General features: G+C 71.1%; 19 protein-coding genes. 10 read left to right on the top strand and 9 right to left on the bottom strand.

The window, feature by feature from the left end; genetic code table 11:
• Positions 1–63: 63 nt before the first annotated feature.
• A complete protein-coding gene (locus FDO65_RS01635; protein WP_137447745.1) occupies positions 64–726 on the bottom strand; it encodes a DUF3043 domain-containing protein in 663 nt (220 codons plus the stop codon).
• A 332-nt stretch (positions 727–1,058) separates the two neighbouring features.
• Between FDO65_RS01635 and FDO65_RS01640 the strand changes: the two genes are divergently transcribed.
• Entirely contained in the window at positions 1,059–1,439 is a 381-nt protein-coding gene (locus FDO65_RS01640; RefSeq protein ID WP_137447746.1) for a HesB/IscA family protein, read from the top strand.
• Between the two features lie 83 nt (positions 1,440–1,522).
• Positions 1,523–2,584 carry a carbohydrate kinase family protein gene (locus FDO65_RS01645; RefSeq protein ID WP_137447747.1) on the top strand — a complete coding sequence of 354 codons (1,062 nt, stop codon included), beginning with the start codon at positions 1,523–1,525 and terminating at the stop codon, positions 2,582–2,584.
• An 86-nt stretch (positions 2,585–2,670) separates the two neighbouring features.
• Here the strand turns inward: FDO65_RS01645 and asnB are convergent, their stop codons facing one another.
• Positions 2,671–4,599, bottom strand: a complete 1,929-nt coding sequence (gene asnB / locus FDO65_RS01650; RefSeq protein WP_137447748.1) for an asparagine synthase (glutamine-hydrolyzing) — start codon at positions 4,597–4,599, stop codon at positions 2,671–2,673.
• A 353-nt stretch (positions 4,600–4,952) separates the two neighbouring features.
• Between asnB and ctaC the strand changes: the two genes are divergently transcribed.
• The 5 genes from ctaC (at position 4,953) to FDO65_RS01675 (ending at position 9,651) form a co-directional block, all read left to right on the top strand.
• A complete protein-coding gene (gene ctaC, locus FDO65_RS01655; protein WP_137449373.1) occupies positions 4,953–5,867 on the top strand; it encodes an aa3-type cytochrome oxidase subunit II in 915 nt (304 codons plus the stop codon).
• Positions 5,867–6,319 carry a cytochrome c oxidase subunit 4 gene (locus tag FDO65_RS01660; RefSeq protein ID WP_137447749.1) on the top strand — a complete coding sequence of 151 codons (453 nt, stop codon included), beginning with the start codon at positions 5,867–5,869 and terminating at the stop codon, positions 6,317–6,319. Before ctaC ends, FDO65_RS01660 begins: the two co-directional genes overlap by 1 nt.
• 151 nt (positions 6,320–6,470) lie before the next feature.
• Positions 6,471–7,646: a FecCD family ABC transporter permease gene (locus FDO65_RS01665; protein ID WP_240757362.1), complete on the top strand. Its 1,176-nt coding sequence runs from the start codon at positions 6,471–6,473 to the stop codon at positions 7,644–7,646.
• Entirely contained in the window at positions 7,643–8,728 is a 1,086-nt protein-coding gene (locus FDO65_RS01670; RefSeq protein ID WP_137447750.1) for a FecCD family ABC transporter permease, read from the top strand. Before FDO65_RS01665 ends, FDO65_RS01670 begins: the two co-directional genes overlap by 4 nt.
• On the top strand, positions 8,707–9,651 hold the full coding sequence (locus FDO65_RS01675; protein ID WP_137447751.1) for an ABC transporter ATP-binding protein: 945 nt from the start codon (positions 8,707–8,709) through the stop codon (positions 9,649–9,651). The genes FDO65_RS01670 and FDO65_RS01675 overlap by 22 nt, the downstream gene beginning before the upstream one ends.
• Positions 9,652–9,802: 151 nt before the next feature.
• Here FDO65_RS01675 and qcrB read toward each other — a convergent pair whose 3' ends face one another.
• The 4 genes from qcrB to ctaE all read right to left on the bottom strand — a co-directional run bounded on the left by qcrB (position 9,803) and on the right by ctaE (position 14,202).
• Positions 9,803–11,446 (bottom strand): cytochrome bc1 complex cytochrome b subunit, encoded by a 1,644-nt coding sequence (qcrB, locus tag FDO65_RS01680; protein ID WP_137447752.1) that lies wholly within the window; start codon positions 11,444–11,446, stop codon positions 9,803–9,805.
• The gene (gene qcrA, locus FDO65_RS01685) at positions 11,443–12,561 is read right to left on the bottom strand and encodes a cytochrome bc1 complex Rieske iron-sulfur subunit (protein WP_137447753.1); all 1,119 of its coding nucleotides are present in this window, start codon (positions 12,559–12,561) and stop codon (positions 11,443–11,445) included. The genes qcrB and qcrA overlap by 4 nt, the downstream gene beginning before the upstream one ends.
• Positions 12,562–12,625: 64 nt before the next feature.
• Positions 12,626–13,456 (bottom strand): cytochrome bc1 complex diheme cytochrome c subunit, encoded by an 831-nt coding sequence (gene qcrC, locus FDO65_RS01690; RefSeq protein WP_137447754.1) that lies wholly within the window; start codon positions 13,454–13,456, stop codon positions 12,626–12,628.
• A 119-nt stretch (positions 13,457–13,575) separates the two neighbouring features.
• Positions 13,576–14,202 (bottom strand): aa3-type cytochrome oxidase subunit III, encoded by a 627-nt coding sequence (ctaE, locus tag FDO65_RS01695; protein ID WP_205849725.1) that lies wholly within the window; start codon positions 14,200–14,202, stop codon positions 13,576–13,578.
• Between the two features lie 241 nt (positions 14,203–14,443).
• Here ctaE and FDO65_RS01700 point away from each other — a divergent pair, with 241 nt between their 5' ends.
• Both FDO65_RS01700 and trpD read left to right on the top strand, forming a co-directional pair.
• Positions 14,444–14,902 carry a DNA-binding response regulator gene (locus tag FDO65_RS01700; RefSeq protein WP_137447755.1) on the top strand — a complete coding sequence of 153 codons (459 nt, stop codon included), beginning with the start codon at positions 14,444–14,446 and terminating at the stop codon, positions 14,900–14,902.
• A complete protein-coding gene (trpD, locus tag FDO65_RS01705; protein ID WP_137447756.1) occupies positions 14,899–15,954 on the top strand; it encodes an anthranilate phosphoribosyltransferase in 1,056 nt (351 codons plus the stop codon). The genes FDO65_RS01700 and trpD overlap by 4 nt, the downstream gene beginning before the upstream one ends.
• Before the next feature lie 35 nt (positions 15,955–15,989).
• On the opposite strand, the gene FDO65_RS01710 is transcribed toward trpD, so the two are convergent.
• A complete protein-coding gene (locus FDO65_RS01710; protein ID WP_137447757.1) occupies positions 15,990–16,271 on the bottom strand; it encodes an Lrp/AsnC family transcriptional regulator in 282 nt (93 codons plus the stop codon).
• Positions 16,272–16,295: 24 nt separating this feature from the next.
• Positions 16,296–18,095, bottom strand: coding sequence for a DEDD exonuclease domain-containing protein (locus FDO65_RS01715; protein WP_137447758.1), 1,800 nt, complete (start codon positions 18,093–18,095; stop codon positions 16,296–16,298).
• 89 nt (positions 18,096–18,184) lie between these two features.
• Between FDO65_RS01715 and FDO65_RS01720 the strand changes: the two genes are divergently transcribed.
• Positions 18,185–19,489 carry an NYN domain-containing protein gene (locus FDO65_RS01720; protein ID WP_137447759.1) on the top strand — a complete coding sequence of 435 codons (1,305 nt, stop codon included), beginning with the start codon at positions 18,185–18,187 and terminating at the stop codon, positions 19,487–19,489.
• Here the strand turns inward: FDO65_RS01720 and FDO65_RS01725 are convergent, their stop codons facing one another.
• Complete coding sequence (locus tag FDO65_RS01725) at positions 19,490–20,620, bottom strand: extracellular catalytic domain type 1 short-chain-length polyhydroxyalkanoate depolymerase (RefSeq protein ID WP_137447760.1); 1,131 nt, start codon at positions 20,618–20,620, stop codon at positions 19,490–19,492.
• Positions 20,621–20,648 lie beyond the last annotated feature (28 nt).

The following is a 20,648-nucleotide window of genomic DNA, read 5'->3' on the forward strand; positions in this document are numbered from 1 at the left end:
CGCCCGCGGACGGCTCTCGCATGCCGGTCCGCCGTCATCCTATGGACGGCGGGGGACGCACGGTCAGTCGACGACCTGGCCGACGGTGACCCGCGGCCGGGGGGCCCGCCACTTACGGATCAGGCAGGCCCGGTTGAAGGCGTAGAAGCCCAGCGACGAGCCGCGCATCGGCAGCCCGGACGGATCACCGTTCGGGAACCGGGCGCGGACCTTCTTACCGATGGTGCGGCCGTAGATCACCATGTCCAGGATCGCGGCGGCGATGAGGACCATCAGCACCAGCGGCCCGTACACCTGGATGGCCGGCACCGGGATGATCAGGATGAGGATCGACAACGCGGCGATCGGCAGCAGCAGGCCGGCCAGGTTGCGGCGGGAGTCGACCAGATCGCGCACGAAGGCGCGGACCGGGCCGCGGTCGCGGGGCAGCACGTAGGCGTCGTCGCCGCGCATCATCTTCTCGCGGCGGTCGGCCGCAGCGGCCCGGCGCTCGTCCTTGGTCATGGACCTGCTCTGCGCCTTCGCGCGCTTGACCGCCTCGCGCTGCGTCATCGGCGGCGGCGCCACCGGACCGCGGCGGCCCTGCGCCTCGCGGCGCTTGGGCGTGGGGCGACCCTTGCCCGCCGTCCGGGCCGCGGAGGTCTCCACCGGCTCGGCCGGCACCACGGGTGCCTCCGGCTCGGCGGACACGGTGCTGTCGGCGGACTTGCGGCGCAGAAAACTCACCACGCCAGAGTAATGGCCCCGGGGCGGACGGACACCCGTGGTGACGGCGTCGGGTGGCCTTCCTGTCCCTCGCCGCAGCCGGGGCGAGGGACGGTGCGCCGATGACGGTCCGGTGGAATACCGGCCGGCGCCGCCGGGTTGACCCGCTGTGTGGCCGGTCCGACCCGCTCGGGCCTGCCCGGCGGATGCGTGGGCGTGGCATCATCGAAACCGTTCGGACAGTCCTTCGGTCCGGGACCGGTGCGCGGCGTACCTGCCTCCACCAGCACAGACCAGCACATCAACTGACCGCACAGCAGTACCGCCCACGGGCGGATCGCCAGGGGAGTGACATGACCGCAGCAGAGACCGCTTCGACCCAGGACACCACCGCCACCGCGGCGCCGGCGCACGGCGTCACGCTGTCGCCGTCGGCCGCCGAGAAGGCCAAGGGCCTGCTCGAGCGCGACGGCTCGCCCGAGATGGTGCTGCGGATCGCGGTGCAGCCGGGCGGCTGCTCCGGACTGCGGTACGAGCTCTTCTTCGACGACCGGACCCTCGACGGCGACGCGCTCGTCGACTTCGGCGGTATCGGCCTGGCCGTCGACCGGATGTCCAAGCCCTACCTCGACGGCGCGGTCATCGACTTCGTCGATACCATCGAGAAGCAGGGGTTCACCATCGACAACCCCAACGCACAGAACTCCTGCGCCTGCGGCGACTCGTTCCACTGAGTCCCCGCGGTCACCGAGCCGTCTCCGCCGCACCCCACTCGACGGCTCCGTGATCCACGGCGGCCGGACCCCTGGAGTTCCGTATGTCGTCAGCCGGGCGCATCGCCGTCGCCGGATCGATCGCCACCGACCACCTCATGCACTTCCCGGGCCGGTTCAGTGAGGCGTTGCTGCCCGACCAGCTGCACCGGGTCTCGTTGTCGTTCCTGGTGGACGACCTCGTGGTCCGGCGCGGCGGGGTGGCCTGCAACATCAGCTTCGGGCTCGCCCAACTGGGGCAGCGGCCGATCCTGGTCGGCGCCGCCGGTCAGGACTTCGACGAGTACCAGAGCTGGCTGACCCGGCATGGCGTCGACTGCGAGCACGTCTACCGGGTGCCCGACGTGCAGACCGCGCGGTTCGTGTGCACCACGGACGACGACATGAACCAGATCGCGTCCTTCTACGCCGGGGCGATGAGCCGGGCCGGCGACATCGAGCTCGCCCCGATCGCCGAGGCGACCGGCGGGTTCTCCCTGGTGCTCGTCGGGGCCGACGAACCGGCCGCCATGATCCGCCACTCGCGCGAATGCCGGGAGCGGGGCTACCCGTTCGCCGCCGACCCGTCGCAGCAGCTCGCCCGCCTCGACGGCGACCAGGTCGTCGATCTCGTCCGCGGCGCCGAGCTGCTCTTCACCAACGACTACGAGCTCGGCCTGCTGCAGTCGAAGACCGGCTGGAGCGTCGACGAGATCCAGGCCGTCGTCGGCCATCGCATCACGACACTCGGCTCCGAGGGCATCGAGATCGTCGGGCCCACTGAGCCCGGGAGACCGGTCGAGCGGCTGCACGTCGCCGCGCTCCCGGAAGAGGCGAAGGTGGATCCGACCGGCGTCGGGGACGCCTTCCGGGCCGGGTTCCTTGCCGGCCGGTCCCTGGCCCTGTCCATGCAGCGGTCGGCGCAGCTGGGCGCCCTGCTGGCCACCCTGACCCTGGAGACCGTCGGACCCCAGGACTACGTCCTGCACCCGGCCAGTGCGCGGCAGCGGCTGTCCGCGGCCTACGGGGACGCCGCCGGAGCCGAGATCGCCGCCGCCTTCGGCTGGTCAGACCAGGAGATCGTCCCGCCGGTCGAGCAGGTCGCCCCGGTGGGCTCCCGCTCCTAGCTCATCGCCGACGCTCGTCGCCGACCCGGCCGGCGTGCTCGCGCCGGGGTGGGCGTCCGTTCCGGACCCCACCGCCGGCGCTGCGTTCAGAGCCGCACCGGGTAGACCGGCTCCGGGATCTGCGGGGTGATCGCCCCGGTGACGAAGATCTCGTGCCACAACTGGAAGACCAGGATGGTCCAGATGCGGCGCGAATTGTCCGTCTCGCCGGCCCGGTGGGCGTCCAGCAGGGCGAGCACAGCATTCCGGTCCAGGTACTCGTCGGTCTGCGCCGACAGGATGATCGAGCGGGCCCATTCGTAGGAGTCCCCGGCCAGGTAGTGCCGGATGGGCACCGGGAACCCGAGCTTGCGGCGGTGCAGCACGTGCGGCGGCACGATCAGCTCCATCGCCTTGCGCAGCGCGAGTTTCGTCGTCTCCTTCGTCACCTTCTCGGACGCCGGCACGGTGGCGGCCACCCGGAACACCTCCGGGTCCAGGAACGGCACCCGCAGCTCCAGTGAATTGGCCATCGTCATCTTGTCCGCCTTGACCAGGATGTCGCCCCGGAGCCAGGTGAACAGGTCGATGTGCTGCATGCGGGCGACCGGGTCCGACTCGGTGGTCTGCGCGTAGATCGGGTCGGTGACGTCGCGGAACGAACGCCCCGGATCGTAGGTGTGCAGCAGGCCCGACAGCTGGTCCTCGCGGAAGATCCGGGCGTTGCCGTAGTACCGCTCCTCCAGGTCGATCGACGCCCGGCGCAGCAGGTCCTGGCCCCGGAAACCCTGGGGGAGGGCCCGCCCGGCGGCGGCCAGACCCCGGCGCAGCCCCGTCGGCAGGTCCGTCAGGCGGCGCAGGCTCTGCGGTTCGCGGTAGATGTTGTAGCCGCCGAACAGCTCGTCCGCGCCCTCACCGGAGAGCACCACCTTGACGTGCTTGCGGGCCTCGTTGGCGACGAAGTACAGCGGGACCAGGGCGGGATCGGCGACCGGGTCGTCCAGGTACCAGATGATCAGCGGCAGGGTCGAGGTCAGCTCCTCCTCGGAGACCTCGCGGACGATGTGCCGGACGCCGATCGCGGCCGCCGACTCGGCGGCCACGTCGATCTCCGAGTAGCCCTGACGGTCGAACCCGGTGGTGAACGTCATCAGGTTCTCGTTGTAGCGCTTGGCCAGCGCCGCGATGGCCGTCGAGTCGATCCCGCCGGACAGGAACGACCCGACCGTGACGTCGGCCCGCATGTGCTGGGCGACCGAGTCGTCCATCACATCGGCGATGCGTTGGTACAGGGCGGTGCGCTCGGCGTCCGACGAGACCGGACGGGGGTTGAACACCGGGTGGAAGTAGCGGCGGAAGACCGGCGGCCGACCCGGCTTGACCGTGAAGTGCGTGCCGGACTCGACCCGACGGATCGAGGAGTCCATGGTCGCCGGCTCCGGCACGTACTGCAGCACCAGGTAGTGCTGCAGGGCAGGGACGTCGACGCGGGCGCTGCCGGTGAACTCGCGTAGCCCCTTGGCCTCCGATGAGAACGCCACCCCGGCCGGGGTGGTGGCCGTGAAGAGCGGCTTGATGCCGAACGGATCACGCGCGCCGAAGAGCGCCCCGTCCACCGTGTCCCAGATCAGGAACGCGAACATGCCCCGCAGCCGGGCCGTCGCCTCCGGCCCCCAGTAGTGATAGGCCGCGACGATGGCCTCGCCGTCACCATCGGTCGCGAACACCGCACCATGCTCGGCGGTGAGCTGTTCCCGCAGCTCCAGGTAGTTGTAGATCTCGCCGTTGAACACCAACGCGTACCGGTCGGGCTGGTCCGACGGCCCCCACCGCAGCGGCTGGTGCGAGTGCTCAATGTCGATGATGGACAGCCGGTTGAATCCGAAGACCACGTTCCCGCCGTCGGATCCCTCGTCGGTCCAGGCCCCCGACTCGTCCGGCCCACGATGCCGGGCGCACTGCATCCCGGCCCGCACGGCCTCGACGAAGTCGCCCGCACGGCCGCTGTTCGACACGAATCCCATCAGTCCACACACCCGGCCAGTATCGCGGGCCGACTCACCAACGGGACTCCGGGACGCGCCGCACGGGGTTGGGGTGCCGTGTGCATCACGACCGGACCGGAGTGGGCGCCGGTCACGGAGCGCCCCGTCCGGTTCGCCCCCCGGCTCCTAGCGCGGCCGCGTGCGAAGGGCATGGGACGCGCGGGAGGGCCGGGCAGGTGAAGGTTCCCGGCCCGGGGTAATCTCCGAACCGAAGGATCGGGTGCCGCGCCCGTCCGGCAGCTTGCGCTGCCCGTCGACGCGTGGCCCCACGGGCAAGGGCCACGGCGAGAGGATGGGCGCAGGTGACACGGTCACGCGCAGGTAGGCGGGTGGCACTGGCCGCGATGCTGGGCTTGGGGACGCTGCTGTTGAGCGGTTGTTCCTTCGCCGACTGGCCGCGGTTCGGTTGGCCGGCTGCGATCACGCCGCAGGGCCGGGCGATGCAGGAGTTCTGGTCGGCATCGGCCATCGCCGCCCTGGCCATCGGTGTCGTCGTGTGGGGGCTGATGTTCTGGGCCTTCATCGTCTACCGCAAGAAGAAGGGCGGGCCGGTCTACCCCAAGCAGACCAAGGAGAACCTGCCCCTGGAGATTGCTTACACGGTGATCCCGTTCGTCATGGTCGGCGTGCTGTTCTTCTTCACCGTCAAGACCGAGAACTACGTGCTCGACCGGTCTGCGAATCCTGACGTCGAAGTGTCCGTCACCGCGTTCAAGTGGAACTGGGACTTCAGCTACCCGGGCACCCGGGACCCGTCCACCGGTCAGGAGGTGCACACCATCGGCACCAGCGAGGAGGTGCCGATCCTGGTCGTCCCGGTGAACAAGAACATCGAGTACACCCTGCAGTCCAAGGACGTCATCCACTCGTTCTGGACCATCGACTTCCTGTTCAAGCGCGACGTCTTCCCGGACCCGGGCGCCAACCAGACCGAGAACAAATTCCAGAACACCATCGAGTACGCCGGTGCGTTCGTCGGCCGTTGCGCCGAGCTGTGCGGGACCTACCACTCGCAGATGAACTTCGAGGTCCGGGCCGTCCCCGAAGACGTCTACCAGGCCTACATCGCGACCCGGCAGACCGTGAACCCGGCCACCGGTCTGAGCTACACGACGGCGGACGCCCTGACCAAGGTCGGCCAGGAGATCTCGTCCTGTGGCGAGCTCTGTGCCCCACTGGCGACGTCCACCTACCCGTTCACCACCAACCGTGAGGCCAAGTCGGCCTCCGAGCCACTGGCACAGGCGGGGGGCAACTGATGGCCGGCCACGACACCGACACCAAGCCGGAAGCAGCCAAGGGCGGCCTCAAGGTCGAAACCTGGGTTTTCCTGGGGCTGACCGGGTTCTTCCTGCTCGCCGCGGTGGTCTACAACGTGCTGGCGCCCGAGGAGGCCGTCGGCATCACCGCGCTCTACCTGACCTTCGGTCTGTCCCTCATCATCGGGACGTTCCTGTGGTTCACCGCCCGCCGTCTGGACGAGGCGCGGCCGGAGGACAACGACGACGCCGAGGTCGCCGACGGCGCCGGTGACGTCGGGTTCTTCTCGCCGGGCTCGTACTGGCCGTTCACCCTGGCCTTCGCCGCCGCCCTGGTCGGGGTCGCGACCGCCTACCTGCTGGTCTGGCTGATGGTGATCGGCGTCGGGTTCCTGCTGATGGCCGTCGTCGGTCTGATCTTCGAGTACCACCGCCGCCCTGCCCATCACTGATCGGCAGAGCTCGGACGTCGCCACCCAGGCCCGTCGGATCACACGATCCGGCGGGCCTGGTTCGTTTTCGGGAGAACACCGATTTCCGTAGTTGGTTAGGCTAGGCTATGTTACCCCGGTCAGCAGTCGTCCAGACCGGGAGCGTGACCGTGTGACCTCGCTGCCCCAGCGGTCCCTGTCCACCACCTTCCCGACGCCGCGGACGGACGCCCCCACGCCGGCCGCGCGATCGGACGCGCCGACCACCGCCGCGCCGGGGGGATCGACCAGGCCCCAGACCCCACCGTCCCGTGACGAACCCCGGCTCTCCTGGCTCCGCCGGCTCGCCGGTACCTCCGGCCGGAAGACGGCCATCGCCGTCGTGCTGTTCGCCCTGGTCGTCCTGGTCAGCCTGCTCTCGGTCGCCATCGGCTCGCGCACGATCCCGTTGAGCGAGGTGCTCGGGGTGCTGTTCTCGCCCGATGGTTCCCAGACCTCGACGATCGTGCACGAGCTCCGCATCCCCCGCACCCTGCTCGGGCTGATCGTGGGGGTCGCCCTCGGCCTGGCCGGAGCGGTCATGCAGGCCCTGACCCGCAATCCACTGGCTGATCCCGGTCTGCTCGGCGTGAACGCCGGGGCCGCCGTCGCGGTGGTCGGCGGCATCGCCGTCTTCGGGATCGGCACCGCGGTCGGCTATCTGCCGTTCGCGATGGCGGGGGCCGCCGTCGCCTCCCTCGTCGTCTACCTGCTCGGGGCGGCTGGTCGCAGCGGTGCGACGCCGGTCCGTCTGGCCCTGGCCGGCGTGGCCGTCACCGCGGCCCTCACCGCCGTCATCGAGGCCCTCACCCTGCTCGATCCGGCAACCTTCGACCGATACCGGTTCTGGGTCGTCGGGGCGCTCGCCGGACGCGGGATGGACGTCTTCTGGCCGGTCCTGATCCCGATCGTCGTCGGCTCCCTGCTGGCGCTGCTGCTCGGCCGGTCGCTGAACGCCATGGCCCTCGGCGACGACGTGGGGCGGGCGCTGGGCGCGCGCATCGGTCGGACCCGGATCGCCTCCGGTCTGGTCATCATGCTGCTGGCCGGGGCGGCCACCGCCGCGGCCGGCCCCATCTCGTTCCTCGGCCTGGCCGTGCCGCACGCCGCCCGGGCCATCACCGGACCCGACAACCGCTGGGTCCTGGCCTACAGTGCGCTGCTGGCCCCGCTGATCCTGGTCGGAGCCGACGTCATCGGCCGCGTCGTCTTGCGCCCGGGGGAGCTCGGCGTGGGGACGGTGACCGCCATCCTCGGCGCCCCCATCTTCATCGCGCTGGTCCGTCGCCGCCGGGTGGCCCAGCTGTGAGCGCCCCCACCCGCCTACCCGATCGGACGGCCGCCGCTGCTCCGCAGATCCGGCGGCGTCGCGCCCTGCGGGTCGGGCCGTTCAGCCTGCCGTACGAGCGGCGCACCGTCCTGGTCACGATCGGACTCGCCGCCGCCGCGGTCGTCGTGGTGGTGACGGCGGCGTTCCTGGGCGACTTCCCGCTCCCCGCCGGGGACGTCGTCGCCTCGCTGCTGGGCCGCGGCACCCAGGCGACCGACTTCGTGGTCCTCGACCTGCGGGTGGCCCGGGCCCTGTGCGCCGTCGCCATCGGCGCCGCGTTGGGTGCCTCCGGCGCCGTGTTCCAGTCGATCTCCCGCAACCCGCTGGGCAGTCCCGACATCATCGGCTTCACCGCGGGGTCGGCGACCGGCGCGGTGGTCGCCATCACCGTGCTCAATGTCTCCGGGTTGGCCGTGGCCGGCGGGGCGCTCATCGGCGGCCTGTGCACGGCGCTGCTGGTCTACCTGCTGTCCGTCGGCGGCCGCACGCTGGGCTATCGGCTGATCCTCGTCGGTATCGGCGTGAACGCCCTGCTGTGGGCGGTCAACTACTACCTGTTGACCGCGGCCCGTCTTGAGGACGCGCTGACCGCGCAGGTGTGGCTGGTCGGTTCGCTCAACGGACGCAGCTGGGAGCAGTTGTGGCCCGTCCTCGTCGTCTTGGTGATCGCCGTGCCGCTGCTGATGATGCTGGCCCGTCCGCTCACGCTGCTGGAGATGGGGGAGGACGCCGCCGCGGCACTGGGGGTACGGGGCAACCGCGTCCGGCTGGCCGTGGTGGTGCTCGGTGTGCTGCTGGCGGCCGTCGCGGTCGCCACCGCGGGCATGATCACCTTCGTCGCGCTGGCTGCTCCGCAGCTGGCCCGCCGGTTGACCGGGGCCGCCACGGTCGGGGTGCTCTCGAGCGCGTTGATGGGTGGTTTCCTGCTGCTCACCAGTGACCTCGTCGCCCAGCGGCTCTTCGCCCCCGTGCAGTTTCCGGTCGGTGTCGCGACCGGTGCGGTCGGGGGTCTGTATCTGATGTGGCTGTTGCTCAGCGAATGGAAGCGAGGGCGAGGATGAAAGGCCTGAACGGATCGAAGGATCGTTCCCCGGATCGGGTCGACGGCTCCGCTGGTCCTGGCTCGGCGTCGTCGTCGGGTGACCGTTTGCGAGCCCGCGACCTGACCCTCGCCTACGACCACCGGGTCATCGCCGAGCATTTGTCGGTCGACATCCCGGACGAGGGTTTCACGGTCATCGTCGGGCCCAACGCCTGTGGCAAGTCGACACTGCTGCGCGGTCTGGCCCGCATGCTCACCCCGACCGCCGGTTCCGTGCTGCTGGACGGCCAGACGATCAACGGCTACTCCACCAAGGAGGTGGCCCGGCGCCTCGGTCTGCTCCCGCAGACCGCCACCGCCCCCGACGGCATCACCGTCGCCGATCTCGTCGCCCGGGGCCGTTACCCCCACCAGCGGTTGTTGCGGCAGTGGAGCAGCACCGATGAGAAAGTGGTCGTCGAGTCGATGGCCGCGACCACGGTCCTCGATCTCGCGGACCGTGCCGTCGACGAACTGTCCGGCGGCCAACGGCAGCGGGTCTGGCTGGCGATGGCGCTGGCGCAGCAGACGCCGATCCTGCTGCTCGACGAGCCCACGACCTTCCTCGACATCGCGCACCAGATCGAGATGCTCGACCTGTGTGCCGATCTGCAGGCGCGGCAACGACGGACCGTCGTCGCCGTCCTGCACGACCTCAACCATGCTTGCCGGTACGCCACGCATCTCATCGCCATGAACGGCGGGCGGGTGGTGGCGACGGGCGCGCCGGCGGAGATCGTCACGGCCGAACTGGTCCGCGACGTCTTCGGGTTGGCCTGCCGGATCATCGACGACCCCGAGACCGGTACCCCGCTGATCGTGCCGCTGGCCCGCCAGGCCCTGGTCGCGCCGGAACTGCACCATCCCGACGCCCCGGCACCATTGACCTCCGTCGCCGGCTGACCCTCGCTGACGTGACGAAGGCCCCCTCGCACGAGGGGGCCTTTCGTCGTCTTACCGTCACGGGCGCCGCCGTCCTCCGTGGGTCGTGCGGCCCGCCGATACGACGAAGGCCCCCTCGTGCGAGGGGGCCTTCGTCGTGAACGGGCGGCGGTTACTGCTGGCCGGAGCCGATCGGCTTGCGGGAGGGGGAGTCCAGCTCGGAATCCTCGCCGAAGCCCTCGTTGTGTGAGATGTGGCCGGAATCGTCGGCCGGCCGGAGAAGACCCGGCACGGCGACACCCGCCGAACCCAGCTGGTTCATCCGCTTGGGCACCGGGGCACCCTGGTAGGCCAGCGGCACGGGGTGGCCGTGCGAGTCGACCGGGCCCAAGGGCTGATGGACCTCGATGAACTCACCGTGCGGCAGACGCTTGAGGACGCCGGTCTCGATGCCGTGCTCCAGCACCGCACGGTCCGAGTGCTGCAGGCCCAGGCAGAGCCGGTAGGTCACGACATACGCGATCACCGGTCCGATGATGGAGAGCACACGGCCCATCCAGGTCATCACGTTCAGCGAGATGTCCAGCTTGAACGCGAACAAGTCGTTCGCGCCGTTGATCAGGTTCACCAGGTAGAAGGTGATGAACGCGACGCCCAGCGCGGTGCGGACCGGGACGTCCCGGGGGCGCTGCAGCAGGTTGTGCATCGCGTTGTCCTTGGTGAACGCCTTCTCGATCCACGGATAAGAGATGACCAGGATCATCAGGACGGTCGCACCCAGGATGGCCGGGAAGAACACCGCCGGGACCATGTAGTGCCCGAACAGGTTGCGGATCTCCCAGTTGGGCCAGATCCGGACCATGCCGTCCAGGAAGCCCATGTAGAAGTCGGGCTGCACACCGGCCGACACCTGCGAGGGGTTGTACGGACCCAGGTTCCAGATCGGGTTGATCTGGAACAGGCCCGCCATCATCGCGATGATGCCGAACACGACGGCGAAGAAACCGCCGCCCTTGGCCGCGAAGGACGGAAGGACCCGCAGGCCGACCACGTTCTTCTCGGTGGCGCGGGGGCCGGCGAACTGGGTGTGCTTCTGGAACCAGACCAGGGCGACGTGCAGACCGATGAGGGCCAGGATGACGCCCGGGATGACCAGGATGTGCAGCGAGTAGAACCGCGGGATGATCTCGGTGCCCGGGTAGTCGCCGCCGAAGACGGCCCAGTGGGTCCAGGTACCGATGACCGGGATCGACAGGATGAAGGCGCTGACCGCTCGCAGACCGGTGCCGGACAGCAGGTCGTCCGGGAGCGAGTAGCCGAGGAAGCCCTCGGCCATGCCCAGGACCAGCAGCAGCACGCCGAGCACCCAGTTGAGCTCACGCGGCTTGCGGAACGCACCCGTGAAGAAGATGCGCATCATGTGGAACATCATCGCGAAGAGGAACAGCAGCGCGGCCCAGTGATGGATCTGCCGGATCAGCAGACCACCGCGCACCTCGAAGGAGATGTCCAGCGACGACGCGTACGCCATCGACATCGGGACGCCACGCAGCTTCTCGTAGACGCCCTGGTAGACGGTCTCCGCCATCGACGGGTCGAAGAACAGCGTCAGGTAGACACCCGACAGCAGCAGCACGACGAACGAGTAGATGCAGGCCTCGCCGAGCATGAACGACCAGTGGCTCGGGAAGACCTTGTTGAGCGCCGCCCGCAACCCGGGAGCCCCGTGGTAGCGGATGTCGACCTCGTCGAGCTGTTTGGCGAGCAGCGTCTTGCCGCCGGCCGACCCCTTGGTCGGGGTGGTGAGCCGACTCATCCCGTAGCCTCCTTCGGCTCCTCGTACCACGCCGGGAATTTCCCGTTCTCCCAGAAGCCCGGACCCACGGCCTCCACGAAGTCGCTACGAGCGACGAAGTACCCCTCGTCGTCGAGCTCCAGCGGAAGCTGGGGGAGCGGACGGGTGGCGGGACCGAACACCGGGTTCATCCCCGCATAGAGATCGAACTGCGACTGGTGGCACGGGCACAACACCCGTCCGGTCTGCTGTTCGTACAGCGAAACCGGGCAGCCGACGTGCGTACAGATCTTCGAATATGCGTAGTAGTCGCCGAACTGGAAGCCCTGCTGACCGTCGCGGATGAGGATCTGCTGGTCGGAGCGCACGCGGAAGAGCATGACCGCGGCGTCGGACGCCTTGGCACCGCCCGGGACCCCCGGGAAGACGGTGGCCATGGAACCGGCCTCGAGGTCGGTCGGACGGACCGGGGTGCCGTCGATCTGCGTGAGGCGCACCCGGGTGCCGTCGGCGGCGGGCTTCCACGGGGTGACCCACAGCGGCGAGTCGGCCCGCTCGGCCCACGGGTTCTTGATGAACCCGCCCAGCACCGGCACCACCGCCGCGAGACCGAGGCCACCGCCGGCCAGCACGAGCGAGCCCTTCAGCACGCCCCGGCGCTTGACCAGGCCGGCCTTGTCGCCGACGTCCACCAGTTCGGCGGCCAGCGACTGCCGGTCGGCCTCGGGGGACATGCCCTGATGACGCTGCTGGATGGCGACCTCGTGCGGCATGATCTTCTTCGCCAGCGCGACCACACCGATGCCGAAGGCGAGGATGCACCCGCCCAGCGTCAGGCCGATCAGCGGCGTGTACAGCGCGTACATCAGCTGGCCGGGATCGTCGTAGTTGACGAACTGCCACGGCCACCAGATGAAGATCACGATGAAGGCGACGGCCAGCGCACCGGCCAGCAGGAACCAGAACGCCACCTGGCGTTCGGCCCGCTTGTCCGCCGGCGATCCGGCGACGTAGCGGGGGCCCCACTCGGCCAGCTCGACGCCGTCCATCGCCATGCCGAGAGCAGCGCGCTCCTCGACCGACATCTTCTTCAGCTCGTCGTCCGAGGGGATCTGGACGTTCTTGTTGGCGCTCATGCCGTCAGCCCTCGCTCCGCTCGGTTGACGCCATTCGTGGTGACATAGACGCTCGCACGCTCGCTCATGCCCGCGACCCCATCCACAGCGTGGCCGCGACGATGGCACCCATCCCGACCAGGAAAGCGATCAGACCTTCAGGAGCCGGACCGAAACCGCCGGCGGCGTACCCGCCCGGATCGATCGTCTCCTTGTTGCCCTGGACGAAGGCGATGATGGCCCGCTTCTCGTCCGGGGTCAGCTGGCCGTCACCGAACTTCGGCATGTTCTGCGGACCGGTCAGCATGGCGCCGTAGATCTCGGCGTCGGTGGCCGGGTCGAGGTTCGGCGCGAACTTGCCCTGCGACAGCGCACCGCCCTGCCCGGTGAAGTTGTGGCAGGAGGCGCAGTTCAGGCGGAACAACTCGCCGCCTAGCGCGATCTGCGCGTCGTCCCGCAGTTCGCCGTCCGGGATGACCGGCCCGCCGCCGTTGGCCTGGATGAACGCACCCAGGGCGTCGGTGTCCGCCGGGGAGATGACCGGGTCCTTGCGCAGGATCTGCGCCCCGTTCTCGACCGCCGGCATCCGGCCACTGGCCACCTGGAAGTACACCGCCGCCTGTCCGACCCCCACCAGCGACGGACCGCGGTCCTGAACGCCCTGCAGGTTCGCGCCGTGACAGGTGATGCACTGCGTCTGGTAGACCTCCTGGCCGCGCGCGATCGTCTGTTCGTCGACGGCCGCGGCGTCCGCGGTGTTCCGGTCCGCCGTCAATGCGGAATACAGGAAAGCCACAGACAGCAGGGCCAGAGTCAGAGCCGAGAGCCCACTGATCCGGCGCACCAGCTTGGTGCGCCGGCGGCCCCGGCGTTGCGTGGTCTCCCCCCCGGGGGGCGGGACCTGTGGTCGTCTCATGTTGTCGGACACCTCGTACTCGAGTCGCGGCGGTGTGGTGCGGGGTGGCCCAGGTTGCGGCACTGGTAGTACCGGCCCGGATGGCTCAGTGGATGAGCCGCAAAACGTAGGTTGGAGCGTCAGCGCAGGATGTAGATGGTGAAGAAGAGGCCGATCCACACGACGTCGACGAAGTGCCAGTAGTAGGACACGACGATGGCGCTGGTGGCCTGGGCGGGGGTGAACTTCGAGACCTTGGTCCGCGCGATGAGGATGACGAAGGCGATCAGACCGCCGATGACGTGCAGGCCGTGGAACCCGGTGGTCAGGTAAAAGACCGTGCCGTACGCCGAGGACGAGAGCGTCGTCTCGTGGTGGGTCACCAGCGTGTGGTACTCGTTCGCCTGGCCCAGCACGAAGATCAGGCCCATCACCAGGGTGATCAGGTACCAGCGGCGCAGACCGAAGACGTCACCGCGCTCGGCGGCGAAGACGCCGAACTGGCAGGTGATCGACGAGGCCACCAGGATCGTGGTGAAGACGAGGGCGTAGGGCACGTCGAGTTCGGTCGGCGGCGGCGGCCACTCACCGGCGGTCTGTCCGCGCACCGTGAAGTAGATGGCGAAGAGGCCGGCGAAGAACATGAGCTCGCTGGACAGCCACACCACCACACCGACACTGACCATGTTCGGCCTGTTCAGGGTGTGGATACGGGAGGCGAACGCTGAGGCTGTGGGGGGCGCCGGCGGGCTGCTCGCTGTCGTCACATAGGGATTATGGACCGCCGTCCGGGCCAACGCGCCCGGGGGTGGCCGCGCCACGCCCGAATCATCGGTGCCCGACCCCGTCTGTGCAGGTCGCGGTGGTCGTGAGGAGCGAAAAGAAGTTCGACAACGTGTCGAAGGTCGTGTCGGGTGATCGGCGGCGGTGTCCGACCGGCCGGGGCGCCAAGGCGCCGACTACGATCGTCGGGACCCCGACCGCCCGCCTCACCCTGGAGCGCAGCCGATGACCAGTCCGTCACGCCAGCGTCCCGTGGTCCTGGTCTACAGCCATCGGCCGCAGGTGCGCGAGCAGATCATGACGGCGATCGGCCGGCGGCCCGCCGCGGACATCGGCCGGATCGACTTCCTGGAGTGTTCCGGGGTCAACGAGGTGCTGATGGCCCTCGACGGGCAGCTGGCCGACCTGGCCATCCTGGACGGCGAGGCGCAGCCCACCGGCGGCATCGGCGTGAGCCGGCAGCTGCATCTGGAGGCCCGGGGCCCGGTTCCGCCGATCATCCTGGCGGTACGACGGGCCGACGATCGCTGGCTCGCGTCGTGGGCCCAGGCCGACGAGATCCTGCTGTACCCGCTGGACCCGGTCACCGCCGCCGAGACGGTCGCGCAGGTGCTGCGCCGTGGCGGACTGCGCGGCGACGACGCGACGGTGCCGACCTCCGACGCGACCGGCGCGGGCCGGTGACCGGCGGCACCGACCGGACCTGGCCCACCCTGCTCACCCGGCTGCTGGCCGGTGAGGACCTGGCCCGGGCCGACACCGCCTGGGTGATGGACCGGGTGATGAACGGCGAGGCGACCAGTGCTCAGCTGGCCGGTTTCGCGGTCGCGCTGCGCGCCAAGGGGGAGACCGCCGAGGAGATGGCCGGTCTGGTCGCCGGCATGCTGTCCCATGCGGTGCGCGTCGAGGTGTCCGGCCGCGCGGTCGACATCGTGGGGACCGGCGGTGACCGCGCCAACACCGTGAACATCTCGACGATGGCCGCCGTCGTCGTGGCCGCGGCGGGAGCGACCGTCGTCAAGCACGGGAACCGGGCGGCGTCCAGCAAATGCGGTGCCGCCGACCTGCTCGAGGGCCTGGGCGCCCCCATCTCGTTGTCCGCCGCCGGGGTGTCCACCACCGTCGAGAAGGTCGGCATCGGCTTCTGCTTCGCCCCGGTGTTCCACCCGTCCTTCCGGCACGCGGCGGTACCGCGCCGGGAACTCGGCATCCCCACCGTCTTCAACTTCCTCGGGCCGCTGACCAATCCGGCCCAGCCGGTCGCCGGCGCCATCGGTTGCGGCAACCCGCGGATGGCCCCGGTCATGGCGCAGGTGCTCGCCGACCGCGGGGCCGACGCGTTGGTCTTCCGGGGCGACGACGGTCTGGACGAATTGACGACGACCACCACGTCGACGGTCTGGACCGTCCGCGACGGGCAGGTCACCCGCGGCACGCTCGACCCGACCGCCATCGGTCTCCCGCTGGGCCGGGCCGAGGACTTGCGGGGTGGCGAGGTCGCCGAGAACGTCGCCGTCGCTCGTCGGCTCTTCGCCGGCGAGACCGGTCCGGTCCGGGATGCCGTCGTTCTCAACGCCGCGGCCGCACTGGCCGCGCACGCCGGGCTGACCGGTGACCTGATCGCCGACCTGTCGGCCGGCCGGGAACGGGCCGAAGCGGCCCTGGACTCCGGGGCGGTGGCGACGACGGTGCAGGAGTGGGTCGAGCTCGGCCGGCAGCTCCAGACCGCCGGCTGATCGCCCGCCCGCCCCTGCGGCTCATGCGCCGGGCGTCAGGACTCCATGCCGATGGAGAAGGCGTCGTCCGAGTCACGGCTGGAGTACGACCGGAACGCGATGTGGGTGACCGTCCGCAGCACCCCGGGCACCTTCGAGATGTGCGCCGGCACCAGCTCGGCGATGCCCTCGTGGTCGGCGACCGTGATAATCGCGACCAGGTCGACGTCGCCGGCGCACGAGTACACCTGATCCACGCCGGCCAGGTCGGCGATGGCGCGGGCCGCCTCCGGGATGCGGTCGGCCTCGACGTCGATCAGCACGATTGCTGTCACCATGCGGTGATCGTAGGCGTCACCGGTTCACCAGCGCAGACCGGCACCGGCCGCGTGCCGGGCCTCCTTCATGAACGGCCGCCACCGCCCGGCCCCGCCGGTCGGTGACATCCAGGGCGCCGCGCTGCTGACCAGGCGCGTCCCGGGTTGGTCGAGCCAGCGCAGGACGGTGCCGGTCTCCTCGGCCGACGCGCCGGGCAGCGGGCCGACCGCCGGCCGGACCGTCTCCGCCGACGCGACCAGCAGGTCGACCACCGGCATCGGATCCACCCCCCGGCGGGCCTGACCGCCGGCGACCAGACGCCCGTACCGCACGACGGACAGCAGCCAGCCACCGGCCTCGTCGGGGCGGGCGGCGACCAGTTCGGGGATGGCGGCGAGGGCGCCGAGGCGTTGGCGCCGTTCCACCGCCTCGGCCAGCGTGGCCAGTCGATCGCGGACGGTGGCCGCCTCGTCGAACCGGCCCTGATCGGCCAGCCGTTGCAACCGGGCCCGCAGGGCGACCAGCACCTCGTCGGACCGGCCGGCCACGAGGTCGGCCACCCGGCCGACGTGCCGGCCGTAGTCGTCGATCGATTCCCGCCCGGCACAGGGCGCCCCGCAGCGGCCGAGTTCGGCGATCGCACAGGGTGAACCATTCGGGGCCCGCCGGCGGATGCGGATGCTGCACTGCCGGACCCGGACAGCGTCGTGGACCGCGTCGATGGCGGTCTGGGCAGCGACCCGGGTGGCGAACGGGCCCAGGCAGACGACGTCCCGGTCCGGCAGGGTGCGGACCAGGCTCAGGCGGGGGAACGCCTCGTCGGTCAGGACCACCCAGTGCACGTGCCCCGGGGTGCGGGACCGACGGTTGTAGGGCGGTTGGTGGGCGGCGATGAGACGTTGCTCGCGGACCTCGGCCTCCAGCCGATGGGCGCATTCGACGTGGTCGACCCGTTCGGCCAGCGCGATCATCTGCCGCATCCGCCCGCGGGTCTCGGACGCCGAGAAGTAGGACCGGACCCGGCGGTGCAGATTGCCCGAGGTGCCCACGTACAGCACCTCGTCGGACGGGCCGCGGAACAGGTACACCCCCGGGGCGGCCGGCAGGTGGTCGGCCAGCCGGCGTTTGCGGCGGCGGGCGGGGGACACGTCGCGCCCGACGTCCTGCAGTTCCGTCAGGCTCTGCACCCCCAGGTTGCCGAGCCGTTCGAACAGGGCGTGCAACACGTCGACCGTCGCCCGGGCGTCGGTGAGTGCCCGGTGGTCGGGGCGGACGGAGCTGCCGAGCAGTTCGGCCAGAGCGCCGAGCCGCACCCGCGGGGCCTCGGCGCGCGTCAGCACGCGCCGGGCCAGTTGCACGGTGTCGACCACGGCCGGCCGCGGCCAGGGCAGGTCGAGGCGGCGGCAAGCGGCCATCAGGAACCCGATGTCGAACCGGGCGTTGTGGGCGACCAGCACGCAGCCGCGGCTGAACTCCAGGAACCCCGGAAGGACGGATTCGATGCGCGGTGCGGCCACCACCATCGCGTCGGTGATGCCGGTGAGCATGACGATCTGCGGAGGGATTGACCGACCCGGGTCGACCAGGGTGGCGAACTCGCCGAGCACCTCCCCGCCCCGCACCTTGACCGCGCCGATCTCGGTGATGGCGTCGTTGGCCGGACTGCCCCCGGTGGTCTCCAGATCGACCACGACGAAAGTGGTCTCGCGCAGCGGATCGCCCAGATCGTCGAAACTCCGCTGCCCGGTGTGATCGGTGTGGTGCGCCGGCCGAGGATCGGGGACGGGTGGGGCGAGCACCGATGGCGGACGCCGGGACGTGACCGGGTCGAGCAGGACCGACATGGCGCGCAGGGTGCCAGAGGCCCCCGACAGTGAGCGGTGGACGACAATGGGCGGGCGCACGTGCGGGGGCGCGGGCACGGGAGGCGCAGATGCAGCAGGCAGCGGACGGTCCGGGTGACCCCGCGCCCCGGGTCGCCGTCGGCGGATTGCCCGACGAGGTGCGCAACCGGCTGGTGACGTGGGCGGCCGAGGCGCTGGGGGCGATCCCGGTGGCCCAGGTGCCGACGACTCTCGTCCGGATCGCCCGTTTCGCGCCGGCCAAGCGGGCGCGGCTGGCCGGACCGGCCCTCGTCCATGCCCTCGACGAGGACGCGGCGTTCCGCGCGGTCGTGGCCGAGCGGGCCCCGGGGCCGGATGCCGTCGTCGGGGACGTCGCCGCGGCCGCGGCCCGGGCCGTGCTCGTCGGGGCCCCCGACGCCGACGACCGGCTGTCCGCGGTCCGGGAACAGGCCAGTGCGGCCGGCGCCCGGCAGCAGGTGGCGGCGCTGCAGGACGAGGTGGCCCGGCTGACGGAACGGATCGATCGGCTGACCGGCGAACTGCACGAGGCCCGCACCGCCCAGGCGGCGCCGGTGACGGCCGCGTCCGCCGAGGCCGACAAGTTGCGCACCCGGTTGCGCGAACAGGGCACCCGGTTGCGGCGCCTGCACGACGAGACCGCGGCGCTCCGGGAGCAGACCGAGCGGGCGACGGCCGATCACGAGAGCGCGCTCGCAGCCGTCCGCGCCGAGGGGCAGCGGTGGCGCCAACGGGCGGAGGAGGCGACCGCCCGCCTGGAGGCGGCGAATCGGACCGTGGCCGACCTGCGTCAGGTGGCGGCGTCCGGACGCCGCACGGTGGATGACCGTCGCGTCGAACTCCTCCTCGAGGCGGTGGAGGGGGCCGCGGCCGGTCTACGCCGGGAATGGCAGCTCACCGGGGGTGGCGTCGACCCGGCGGACCGGGTGGCGGCCCGGTGGGCGCCGGTCGCCGTCGAACCGGGGGAACGCACCGCCGACCCGGGACGGCTGGCCGCCTGGTTGGCCGTGCCGGGGGCGCACCTGCTGGTCGACGGTTACAACGTCACCAAGACCGGCTATCCGGAGCTCTCGTTGGCCGAGCAGCGGGAGCGGCTGGTCCGGTTCCTGGCCAGCCTGGCCGCCCGGACGTCGGTCGATGTCACCGTGGTGTTCGACGGGGCCGCGGTGTCCGCGGCCCGTCCGGTCGGCCGGCGGGTGCGCGTGCTGTTCTCGCCGCCCGGCACCCTCGCCGACGACGTGCTGCGGCAACTCGTCGCGGCCGAACCGGCCGGCCGGGTGCTCGTCGTGGTGAGCAGCGACCGCGAGGTGGTCGAGTCGGTGGCCCGGGCGGGTGCCCGGACCGCCGCCTCGACGGTCCTGCTCGGCCTGCGCTGATCAGCCGGCCGGGCGGAGCCCGAGGAAGAAGTCGAGCATGGCCGCGCTGGCGTCTGGGCCCTGCGGGTCGGTGTAGCTGCCGACGGCCGAGCCACCGGACCAGGCGTGCCCGAGCCCGTCGACCAGCCACTGTTCGGCCACGACGGTCGCCGTCCCGTCGGCCGCCTGCCGCACCAGCCGGGTGCGGCGGTACGGACGCCCGTCGTCGGTGATCCGGTCGACCTGCCGGCGCTCGCCCCGGAGGTCGGCCTGGGCGGCGGCCAGGATGCGGTCGGCGTTGACCGGGGCGACGGTTCCGTCGGCCGTCCCGTGCACCACGAACAGCGGTACCCGGCCGGTCGAGGTGGGGGAGCCGCCGGTGCGCATCGCCCCGAACGCGGACCCGACGTCGCTGGCGACCCGGTACCCGAGCCCGGAGTGGATGCCGGCGCCGGCGATCAGGTCGGGCGCGGTCGCGGCCAGCACGGCGGTCATGGCGCCGCCCGCCGACAGGCCGGCGACGAAGACCCGGTCGCGGTCCACGCCGTACTCGCCGGCGATGTGCCGGATGAGGCCGGCCAGCAGGGCCGGTTCGCCGCTCGCCGGACCCTGGTGTTCGGGGGCGAACCAGTTCCAGTACCGCTGCGGATTGGCTGCCGGCGGCTGCTCGGGGTAGGCCACCAGCACGGTGTGCCGTTCGGCCGCCGCGTTCATCTGCGTCCCGGCGGCGAAATCGGCCGCGGTCTGGGTGCCGCCGTGCAGCATCACCACCAGCGGGACTCGGACCCCCCGGGCGACGGCCGCGGCGTGCCCGGTCGGGACGTACAGGTCGTAGCGACGTTCGCCGTGCGGGCCGGAGTGGGTCAGGTGCAGGATCCGTCCGCCCGGGGCCGTGGCCGCGGCCAGGTGGTCGGTGGCGCGGGCCATCGGCAGGCCGCCGAGCCCGGCCGATCCGAGACCGGTCGACGACCACCCGGGGGCGGTCGTGGGGGCGGCGGTCGACCCGTCGGGCCCCAGGCCGAGGCGGGCCAGGATGCCGGTGGGGTCGGGGGTGCCGGTGGGGAGATGACGACCGGTGGTCTCGGTGACCAGTTGCCGGACCCGGTCGCCGAGACCGGTGGTCGGGAGGGCGGTGGTGGGGTGATGACGCATGCGTCGGTCCTGCTTTCGCGAAGGGTGC

The organism is Nakamurella flava (assembly GCF_005298075.1).
GTDB classification, from domain to species: Bacteria; Actinomycetota; Actinomycetes; order Mycobacteriales; family Nakamurellaceae; genus Nakamurella; species Nakamurella flava.